This is a genomic window from Nioella sp., assembly GCF_964229645.1.
In the GTDB taxonomy this organism is placed as follows: domain Bacteria; phylum Pseudomonadota; class Alphaproteobacteria; order Rhodobacterales; family Rhodobacteraceae; genus Nioella.
In genome coordinates, this window is the sequence record NZ_CAXREX010000069.1 from 1 (window position 1) to 9,743 (window position 9,743).

General features: G+C 65.2%; 8 protein-coding genes. 3 read left to right on the plus strand and 5 right to left on the minus strand.

Going from position 1 to position 9,743, the window contains the following annotated elements:
• The 3 genes from ACEQXV_RS04640 to ACEQXV_RS04650 all read right to left on the minus strand — a co-directional run.
• On the minus strand, positions 1-504 hold a 504-nt coding region (locus ACEQXV_RS04640; protein WP_370268118.1), incomplete at its 3' end, for a membrane dipeptidase.
• Positions 501-1,952 carry an aldehyde dehydrogenase family protein gene (locus ACEQXV_RS04645; protein WP_370268120.1) on the minus strand — a complete coding sequence of 484 codons (1,452 nt, stop codon included), beginning with the start codon at positions 1,950-1,952 and terminating at the stop codon, positions 501-503. The genes ACEQXV_RS04645 and ACEQXV_RS04640, both read right to left, overlap by 4 nt.
• A 99-nt stretch (positions 1,953-2,051) precedes the next feature.
• Positions 2,052-2,930, minus strand: a complete 879-nt coding sequence (locus tag ACEQXV_RS04650; RefSeq protein WP_370268121.1) for a LysR family transcriptional regulator — start codon at positions 2,928-2,930, stop codon at positions 2,052-2,054.
• Between the two features lie 334 nt (positions 2,931-3,264).
• Here ACEQXV_RS04650 and ACEQXV_RS04655 point away from each other — a divergent pair, with 334 nt between their 5' ends.
• Both ACEQXV_RS04655 and ACEQXV_RS04660 read left to right on the plus strand, forming a co-directional pair.
• Positions 3,265-4,650: an aspartate aminotransferase family protein gene (locus ACEQXV_RS04655; RefSeq protein ID WP_370268122.1), complete on the plus strand. Its 1,386-nt coding sequence runs from the start codon at positions 3,265-3,267 to the stop codon at positions 4,648-4,650.
• Position 4,651: 1 nt separating this feature from the next.
• Positions 4,652-6,043, plus strand: coding sequence for a glutamine synthetase family protein (locus ACEQXV_RS04660; RefSeq protein ID WP_370255319.1), 1,392 nt, complete (start codon positions 4,652-4,654; stop codon positions 6,041-6,043).
• 21 nt (positions 6,044-6,064) lie between these two features.
• Here the strand turns inward: ACEQXV_RS04660 and ACEQXV_RS04665 are convergent, their stop codons facing one another.
• Both ACEQXV_RS04665 and ACEQXV_RS04670 read right to left on the minus strand, forming a co-directional pair.
• On the minus strand, positions 6,065-7,492 hold the full coding sequence (locus tag ACEQXV_RS04665; protein WP_372525253.1) for a PIG-L family deacetylase: 1,428 nt from the start codon (positions 7,490-7,492) through the stop codon (positions 6,065-6,067).
• A gap of 254 nt (positions 7,493-7,746) precedes the next feature.
• Positions 7,747-8,664, minus strand: a complete 918-nt coding sequence (locus tag ACEQXV_RS04670; RefSeq protein WP_370255317.1) for a bile acid:sodium symporter family protein — start codon at positions 8,662-8,664, stop codon at positions 7,747-7,749.
• Positions 8,665-8,897: 233 nt separating this feature from the next.
• Here ACEQXV_RS04670 and ACEQXV_RS04675 point away from each other — a divergent pair, with 233 nt between their 5' ends.
• Positions 8,898-9,743: a 1-acyl-sn-glycerol-3-phosphate acyltransferase gene (locus ACEQXV_RS04675; protein ID WP_370268125.1), complete on the plus strand. Its 846-nt coding sequence runs from the start codon at positions 8,898-8,900 to the stop codon at positions 9,741-9,743.

Here is a 9,743-nt window from a genome sequence, read left to right on the forward strand (position 1 = left end):
CGGGCGTTCGGACCATTCGGCTGCTTCGATGGTCGAGCGGTCGGCGCTGTGGCTCATGTCCACGACCATGCCGACGCGGTTCATCTCGCGGATGACCTGCCGCCCCATGCGCGTCAGGCCGGGGTCTTCGGCCTCGTAGCACCCCGTCGCGAGAAGCGACTGGTTGTTGTAGGAAAGCTGCATGAAGCGCACGCCAAGCTTGTGCCAGATCTCGACCAGCCCGATATCGTCCTCGATGGGGCTGGGGTTCTGGAAGCCGAAGAAGATCGCGGTTCGGCCCGTGGCCCTGGCCTTTTCCACGTCGCTGGCCCACAGCCCGTGAAAGATCAGGTCGGGGAACTGTTCGAACCAGCGGTTCCATTTTTCCACGTTCAGCACGGTTTCACGAAAATTCTCGTGATAGGCGATGGTGACATGCACCGCGTCCACCCCGCCCTCGCGCATCTGGCGGAAGATCTTTTCCGACCAGTTGGCATATTGCAATGCGTCGATCCGATAGCTCATGCCGGGATCCCCGCAGCGATGTAGGCGGTCTTCACGGTGGTGTAGAATTCTGCCGCCGAGCGGCCCTGTTCGCGCGGGCCATAGCTGCTGTCACCGCGCCCACCGAAGGGCACGTGGTAATCGGTGCCCGCCGTGGGCAGGTTCACGGTCACGACCCCGGTGCGCGCATTTCGGCGGAAGTGGGTGGCCCGGGCGAGGTTTTGCGTCACGATGCCCGACGTCAGGCCGAAATCGGTATCGTTCACCGTGGCCAGCGCCTCGTCAGAGCTGCCCACCTTGATGACGCAGGTCAGCGGCGCGAACATCTCCTCTCGGTTGATGCGCATGGCGTTAGTGGTGTTGAGGAACACGCCCGGCGACATGTAGTACCCCTCGGTCTCCATGTTCAACCGAAGCCCGCCGCAGGCCAGTTCCGCGCCTTCGGATTTGCCGAGCTCCACATAGGCGAGGTTTTCATCGAGCTGCTGCTGGCTGACCACGGGGCCCATCTGCGTGCCTTCCGCCAGCGCATGCCCCACCTTCATCGCCTTTGCACCCGCCACCAGTTTCTCGACGAAGGCATCGTGAATGGCCTCGTGCACCACCAGCCGCGAGGACGCGGTGCATTTCTGCCCGGTGCCGCCGAAGGCGCCGCCAAGGGCCAGCGTCACCGCAAGGTCAAGCTCGGCATCGTCCATCACGGCCAGCGCGTTCTTCGACCCCATTTCCATCTGGATCTTGGTGAAGTTCTGCACGGCGGCCGCCGCGATGCCGCGCCCCACGGGGACCGATCCGGTGAAGGAAATCGCGTTCACGCGCGGGCTTTCGACCAGCCGCTGCCCCACGTCGCGGCCCGCGCCCATGACAAGGTTGAAGAGGCCCTTGGGGATGTCCTGCCGCGAAATGATCTCGGTCAGGGCCACGGCGCTGGCCGGGGTGATGTTGGCCGGCTTCCAGATTACCGCGTTGCCATAGCAAAGGGCAGGCGCGATCTTCCAGCTGGCTGTCGCGGTCGGGAAGTTCCAGGGGGAAATCACGGCGACCACGCCCACGGGCTCCCGCCGCACGTCGATTTCCACGCCTGCGCGCACGCTGTCGGCGTTTTCGCCCAGTTGGCGCAGGCATTCGGCGGCGTAATAGGTGAAGAATTGCCCGGCGCGGTAAACTTCGCCCTTGCCCTCGGCCAGCGGCTTGCCCTCTTCGCGGGACAGGAGCGTGCCCAGCTCTTCGGCGCGCGCCATCAGTTCGTTGCCGATGGCCATCAGCACGGCCTGTTTGCGTTCCAGCCCGTAGGTGGCCCATTCCGCCTGCGCGCGATGCGCGGCGGCGATCGCATCGTCCAGCTGCGCGGCGCTGGCCTGGGTGAAGAGGCCGACAAGATCGGACAGGTCCGAGGGATTGCGGTTCTCGACCTCGCCCGGTCCGGCGACCCATTCCCCCCCGATGTAGTTCAGCTTGGTCCCTGACATCTGGCACTCTCCTTGTCCTGCGCGCATGCGAGGACAAGGTCACAGCCCGTGTTTTCAGTCAAACGCAAACTAATTAAATTTAATTCAGTAAATCTGAATTCACTCGTCGCCTGCGATCCGCGCGCCCGCAATCGCCTCGGCCAGGTCGCGCGCGGCGGGGGTCAACACGTGGCGCGGCTGTGTCATCAGCCAGACCTCGCGCCGCGCATCGGCGTCGACAAGCGGCAGGAAGGCAAGGTCGGTGACTTCGGGCGACATGACCAGACGCGGCAGAACGGTGATGCCGACGCCCGCCCTGACCAGCCCCAGACGCGACGCGGTGTTGCGCACCATCAGGCGGGCGGCTTCCAGGATCGGGGCGAAATCGGGATTGCGGATCTGTTCACACAGCCCGTTGGCAATGAAGTCAATGCCATGCAGATCCGCCCAGGTCAGCTCGTCCCAGTTGCGCGTCAGCGGATGGTCGGCACGGCAGATCACCCCGAAGCGGTCGGAAAAGAGCGGCGTGCAATCCAAGCCCTTCACCGCCCCGAGGCTCGCCAGGCCAATATCGGCGCGGTCGGCCTCAAGCTCGGCCTGCACAGCGCGCGAGTCCATGTCGCTCATGTCGATGCGCACATTGGGATGGCTGGCAAGATAGGCACGCAGGATGGGCGGCAGCACCGATTGCGCGACCGAGGGCGTCGTGGCCACGCGCACGAAGCCCAGATCGGCCCGCGACAACCCTTCGATCACCGACACGGTGCGCTCAAAATGCTCCAGCTCGCGCCTGGCGACGGCAAGGATCATCTGCCCGATCGGGGTCAGCCGCGACTTGCGCGCGGTTTCAAACAGCGGCGCGCCCACATGTTCTTCGAACTGCTTGAGCATCATGGACACAGCCGAGGGCGTGCGCCCCAGGCTGGCGGCTGCCTCGGCCAGCGAGCCGTGCTCGGCGACAGCCCGGAAGCAGCGCAACATCTCTATCTTGATGGACATGAACTTCAGGCATCCTGAATGTTTTACTTCAAACTTCAGAGTAGCTGCGCCCCGCGCCCGGGTCCACTGCCCGTCCACGCCTCGTGGCTTTCATTCAAGCCTGTCTGCCCATCGGCTTGCACAGGAGCGACAACCAAACCGATACCCTGAAGACACATGGCAGTCTTGGGCCGGTCCTTCGGGGGCCGGCCTTTTCATTTGCGCTCCGCCCCTGCCCCTAATTTTTTGATCAATTCCCCGGACAATCCAGTCATGGCCAAACATGCAGGCGGCCAGCCCCCTCTTGCCATTTGCTCAAATTGGGAGGAAAACCGCGCAGGGGCTGGAGGACAGGATGACAGACTCGACCGAGATGATCGCCGGGGTTCCGCAGGGGCGGCTGCGGGCCATGGCCACGCGGGAAGCCGCGCGATTTGCCCGGATGCGCCCCCTTTCCAGGGCCGCGCTCGATGCGGGGGCTGCGCATTACCTTGACCGGGTTCCGATGCACTGGATGAAGGACTGGCCCAACCCAGTCCCGATGGTGGTCGCCCGGGCCAAGGGCGCGCGCCTTGTCGATCTCGATGGCAACAGGGTCGACGATTTCTGCCTTGGCGATACCGGGTCCATGTTCGGCCATTCCCCCAGGCCAGTGGCCAAGGCGATCCGCAAGCAGGCCCGGCGCGGCCTGACCTACATGCTGCCCACGAAGGCGGCGATGCAGGCGGGTGCCCTGCTGAGCGACCGGTTCGGCGAGTTCCAATGGCAGATCGCCACAACCGCCACCGATGCCAACCGGTTTGCCCTGCGCGTGGCGCGCGCGGTCACCGGGCGGCGCAAGGTGCTGGTGTTCAACGGCTGCTATCACGGCACCGTCGCTGACGCGATGGTCGAGCTGGATCAAGGCCGCACCGTCACGCGCCCCGGGCTCGTCGGACAGGTGACCGACCTGACCGAAACCGCCGTCGCGGCCGAGTTCAATGATCTCGACAGCGTGCGAAAGGCGCTTGAGGCGGGCGACGTTGCCGCGATCCTGACCGAGCCGGTGATGACCAATTCCTGCATGGTGCTGCCCGCAGAGGGGTTTCATGCCGGGCTGCGCCGGCTGGCGACGGAGTTCGGGGCGCTTCTGATCATCGACGAGACGCATACCATTTCCTCGGGCCTCGGCGGCTACACCCGTGTTCACGGGCTCGATCCCGATATCTTCGTGGTCGGCAAATGCGTGGCGGGGGGTATGCCCACGGCGGTCTGGGGGCTGCGCCCGGCGGTGGCACAGGCATTCCAGCGCTATGACGCCGGACGGGCGGCGGGGCATTCGGGCATGGGCACGACTCTGTCGGCCAACCCGATGCAATTTGCCTGCCTCAAGGCCACGCTGTCCAAGGTCATGACGGAAGACAACTACGCCCATATGGAGCGCGGCGCCGCGCGGCTTCATGCCGGGCTGGCCGAGGCGGTGGCCCGCCACAGGGCGCCCTGGCACGTGGTGCGCGTTGGGGCGCGGGTGGAGTTCATCTGCGCCCCCGGCCCGCTGCGCAACGGCACCGAGGCCAAGGCCGCCCATATCCACGAGGTCGAGGCCACCGTGCATGCGGCCCTTCTGAACCGGGGCTGCCTGATCGCGCCCTTCCACAACATGATGCTGGTCAGCCCGGCCACCGGCGATGACCAGATCGACCGGCTGGTCGCCGCTTTCGATGCGGTGCTGGCCGAGCTTTTCGATCCGAGCGAGACCTGACATGACCAGCCCCTGCCCCTCTGGCGCCACCCTGGCCGAAGCCCAGGCCTTTCTCGATGCCCATCCCCAGATCGAGGCCTTCGACATCGTGCTGCATGATTCCAACGGGATCGGACGCGGCAAGATCATCCGGCGGCACGAATTACTGTCGCTCTACAAATCGGGCCGGCACATGCCGATTTCCATTCTGGGGCTCGATATCGTGGGCGAGGACGTGCACGAGACCGGGCTGATCTGGGACCAGGGCGACGGCGATCTGCGCGCCTGGCCGGTGCCGGGCAGCCTGCGGGCCATGCATAACACCACCCCGCCGCGCGGCGAGCTGTTGCTGTCGCTCTACGAGCTTGACGGCACCCGCATGAGCTCGGACCCGCGCCATGCGCTGTCGCGCCAGGTCGAGGCGCTGGCGGCACAGGGTCTGACCCCTGCCGGGGCGTTCGAGCTGGAATTCTTCCTCGTCGCGCAGGACCGCGCGCCCGACGGGGCGCTGCAACCGGCCGCGGACGTGCTGGATGGGCGGCGCAGCCGCAAGACCGAGGTCTATTCCGTCGATCACCTGCAAGGGATGCTGCCGCTTTTCTCCGACATCTACGCCGCCGCCGGGCTGGCCGGGATCAGGGCCGAGACGCTGATCTCGGAATACGCACCGGGGCAATACGAACTGACCCTGCATTACCGCGAAGACGTGATGCAGGCCGCCGATGACCTGGTGCGGCTCAAGCGCATCGTCCGCCAGCAGGCCCGCGCACACGGCGTGACCGCCTGCTTCATGGCCAAGCCCTTCGCCGACTATGCCGGGTCGGGGATGCATTTCCATGTCTCCATGCGCGACCGCGAGGGGCGCAACATCTTCGCTGAAACCGGCGACGACCGCTTTGCCACGCCGCTTCTGCACGCGCTTGGCGGCCTGCGCGAGACCATGGGCGACGCGATGCTGGTCTTCGCCCCGCATCTCAATTCCTGGCGCCGTTTCGCCAACCAGAGCTATGCGCCGGTCTCGACGGCCTGGGGGGTCAACAACCGCTCGGTCGCACTGCGCGTGCCCGAGGGCGATATCGCCGCGCGCCGGATCGAGCACCGCCCGTCGGGGGTGGACGCAAACCCTTACCTTGTGGCCGCGACGATCCTTGCAGGCATCCGGCACGGGCTGGACAACCGCATCGACCCCGGCCCGGAAACGACCGGCAACGCCTATGGGCAAGATGATGACGGCCCCGAGATCCCGCGCGACTGGCGCGCCGCGATCGAGATGGCACGCGAGAGCGACTTCCTGCGCGCGGCCCTGGGCGACGACATGCATCGCACCTTCGTTGCGGTGAAGCAGGCCGAATACGACCGGGTCGCGCGCACGATCACGGAAATCGACTACGATCTATACCTGCATTCGGTCTGATCGACGGCCTTCGGGCCCTGGTCAGATCACGACAGGATCGCTCAGGGCCGGGTCGTCCTCGGCGGGGTCCGGATCGACCGGGCCGGACACATCCGCCGGCAGGGCCAGCATGTCCATCAAGGCGGCCCCGTGGTCGTATTCATAGGCCGGGTATTCGCGCTGCACCCAGGTTTCATAGGCTTCCTGCAAGGAGCCATCCGCGTTCAACACGTGGCTGTCATGGGCTGCGTAGGCCATGAAGGCGGCGCGCACATCGGCGACCTCCTCGGGCGTCAGGTTTTCTTCGAACCCCCAGGTCGCGTAGCCCAGATAGCCCGTGACCGTCACCTCGCCGGAATAATCCAGGATCGCCTCGCTGGCGAATTCCGCCGTCTGGATGTGGTCGGAATGCTCGATATCGGCGTGTTCGGTGGTGTGATCCTGCAAGTGGATCTGGTCCGGCGCGTGCATCTCCATGATCGCGGTCAGCACGCCGGTCAGTTGCTCGGCGCTATAGCTTTCGGTGTCGTCGACAGTGGTGATCGTGTCGATACCGCCTTCGGCCAGTTGCTGAAGGCTTTCGTTGCCATAGGCCTCGGACCCCTGCCCGGCAGAAAACCCGTCAGGAAGGCGCAGGAAATAGAGCCGGATATCAGGATCGGAGCCGAGATAGGAGCTTGCCACATCGAAACTTTCGCCGCCGACCTCGATCGAGGCCAGCTCATCGACCCAGTCATCGGCCCCGGCCATGACGGAATAGGCCGCCTTGATGCCCTCCTCGCGCCCGGCCCAATAGGCCTCGTCCTCGCCCGCGTCGCCCGCCGTGACGTAAACCGTGGTCACGGGTTCATCGCCTGCGATGGCTTCCGACAGGGTCGGGTTCATGAACAGAAGGTCGTCATCCTGGTGCGCCACGATGAACATGTCGCCCGAGGGCGGCGGCGGGTCTTCTGGCGGCGCGGGGTCCTCTGGCGGGGTCGGATCGTCGGGCGGGGTCACGTCGCCCGGCGGGTCGGTGACGTCGGGCAACGACGGCTCGTCATTCGCGATGACCTCGGCCACCGAAAGATTCTCCACGAATTCCTGCCAGGCCCCGCCTTCGAGGAACCCGCCGAAGGTCACATTGCCCAGGTTGAGGTTGGTGGGCACGGTCGCAGGCCCTTCCGCGGACAGGCTGCCGTCAAGCTCCACCCACATGCGGCCATCGGGGTCGATGCCGGCGCGCAGGTCCTGCATTTCGCCCGGGGTCAGCCCATCGACAACGGTCAGGCTGTAGCTTTCATCCCCCTCGAAGAGCGTGAATTGCAGATCATTTGTTCCGGCTGGCTGGATGAGCAACAGGCGCGATCCGTCCTCGTCACCGATCTCGACAATGGTCTGGTCCTGCGCCGGGCTCGACTTGGACGACCCCAGGGATGCCAGCAAGAGCAGCGGACCGATAAGAAGCATGGCAAGGCCGGCAGAGGGCATGGGACCTCGTGATCGAAATCATCTGGACCGCAGGGAGATCTCGTGCGGTGTTCAAGCAAGATCGGCCGAGGCGCAAAGGCTCGGCCGGGCGACAACCTCGCAAAATGGGTGCGGGGGAACACTGGCACAGGGATACACCGGCCCAATAGGGCCACGCGCCATACAGCCATAGATTGCAAGAAATAGCGAAAGATCATGTGGAACAACAGCATTTCCGTTTCAGGAACAATCCCGAAGCGGGCGGTTTTCCCCGGTCAGTGCGGCAGCTTGTGACGAGAGAGCACCCCGGCCAGGGCAAGCCCCGTGACCGCATGCCAGACGCCCCAGAAGGCCGCGACAACGGCCATGCCGCCAAGGCCGCTGAAGAACCCGAAGATCAGGATAAGGCCAAGGCCGGAATTCTGGATCCCGGTTTCGATCATGACCGCGCGGCGGTCGAAACCAGACAGCCCCGCGATGCTGGCCGTGGCATAGCCCGCCGCCAGCGCCAGCGCGTTATGCGCCAGGACCAGTGCCGCCACGGCGCCAGCGAATTGCAGAAAGAGCGCCCAGTTGGCCGCCAGCGCCAGCACTACGAAGGCCACGAAGATCCCCATAGACAGATATTGCAGCGGCGTGCGCAGGCGGCTGGTGATGTCGGGCCGCCTGAGGTTGAGCAGCACCCCCAGGCAGAGCGGCAGGACAAGCATGAGACCCACGGTGATCGCGACCGAGACCGGGTCGATGGACGTGGCGCGCAGAATATCCCGCGTGGGTCCGTAGAGATTGCCCCAGAAAGCGATATTGAGCGGCGTCAGCACGATGGCCGCAACCGTGGCAAAGGCCGTCAGCGACACCGAAAGCGCAGCGTTCCCCCCTGCCCTATGGGTGATGAAATTCGAGATATTGCCACCGGGACATGCCGCCACGAGGATCAGCCCAAGCGCGATCGAGGGGCGCGGCGCGGTCAGCAGGACCAGGCAGAAGGTCAGCGCGGGCAGCACGATGAACTGGGAAAAGAGCCCGGTCAGCAGCGGTTTCGGCGCCTGCACCAGGCGCCTGAAATCCGCGGGCTTGAGGTCGATCGCGATCGAGAACATGACCACCGCCAGCACCGCGTTCAACACTTGCAGGCTGGTAGGCGAGAAGTTCAGAAGCACCTCGTCGATGCCCGTCGTCACCTGGTTGATCATCGCGCGTCCCCTCGTTTGCGTGCCCGGTTCATTTTCTTGTGCGGGCACGTCTTCGGTCACAATAGGACACTGCACCGTTTTGAATAGCCTTTTGTCCTGCCTCCGACCAGGCGGGAACGGGCCGGAAACCTGCCGCACTGGACAAGGTGCAGGCGTGGGCCCGTCATGCTAGCGTGGCGTAAGAAAGACAATGGAACAGGGGCGACGTGGGCAGGAAACGCACAGAAAACCCGATGGACGAACTTCTACGCGCGCGTCTGCGCGTCCACGAGGGCGCCGATTTCCGCCTCTGGAGCCTGCGTGCCCTGATGCAAAGCGTCGATTTCGTCACGCGGGGTCTCTCTGGCCAGGCGTTCTTTGCCCTGCGCGAAACCGAAGAGGTGCTGATCGCGCTCGACGGGCGCACCGGGCCGGACCTTGTGCGCGCCTTGCTCGACATGAAGGGCGGCACGCGGCTCACGGCGCATGGGCTGGACAATGTCCCGACCGAAGGGCCCGTGGTCATCGGCTCCACCCATCCGATCGGCACCTTCGATTTCATCGCTCATGCGGGGGTTTTGCTCGATCACCGGCGCGACCTGAAAGTGGTCGCCAATAGAGAGGCCGAACGCTTCCTCGGCGCAGGCACGATCATCCCGGTCGATTTCGACCGCAAGGACAAGGTGCTGTCGGCGCGCCAGACGCTGTATGGCATGCAGGCGCATCTGTCGGTTGGCGGCGCGTTGCTGGTCTTCGGCTCTGGCAAGGTGCCGGGGATGCGCGGGGGGCGGCTGGTGGAACCCCCCTGGCGATCGGGCATCACCCGCATGTCGGCTGCCTGTGACGCGCCCGTCGTTCCCGCCTCGCCCGACATGCGCAATTCTCGTCATTACTACCGAACCCGCGCGATCTTCCGCACGCTGAGCGGCGGCAATGACGATTTCGGGCGTCTCGTGGCCTCGTTGCGCTATGTCTCGGAACTGCTGTCGAAACTGGGCGGCAGCTACGATCTGCACTACGGCCCCGTGCAGCCGGCAGGCACGGCGCCCGAGGTCTTGCAGGAGCTGGCCGAAACCCTCGTGCCCGGCCTCTATCGCTAA

What these genes read in the sequence shown, in the direction of transcription:
- ACEQXV_RS04645 (WP_370268120.1), bottom strand. Translation starts at nt 1,952, where the DNA reads ATGTCAGGGACCAAGCTGAACTACATCGGGGGGGAATGGGTCGCCGGA.
- ACEQXV_RS04650 (WP_370268121.1), bottom strand. Translation starts at nt 2,930, where the DNA reads ATGTCCATCAAGATAGAGATGTTGCGCTGCTTCCGGGCTGTCGCCGAG.
- ACEQXV_RS04655 (WP_370268122.1), top strand. Translation starts at nt 3,265, where the DNA reads ATGACAGACTCGACCGAGATGATCGCCGGGGTTCCGCAGGGGCGGCTG.
- ACEQXV_RS04660 (WP_370255319.1), top strand. Translation starts at nt 4,652, where the DNA reads ATGACCAGCCCCTGCCCCTCTGGCGCCACCCTGGCCGAAGCCCAGGCC.
- ACEQXV_RS04665 (WP_372525253.1), bottom strand. Translation starts at nt 7,492, where the DNA reads ATGCCCTCTGCCGGCCTTGCCATGCTTCTTATCGGTCCGCTGCTCTTG.
- ACEQXV_RS04670 (WP_370255317.1), bottom strand. Translation starts at nt 8,664, where the DNA reads ATGATCAACCAGGTGACGACGGGCATCGACGAGGTGCTTCTGAACTTC.
- ACEQXV_RS04675 (WP_370268125.1), top strand. Translation starts at nt 8,898, where the DNA reads ATGGACGAACTTCTACGCGCGCGTCTGCGCGTCCACGAGGGCGCCGAT.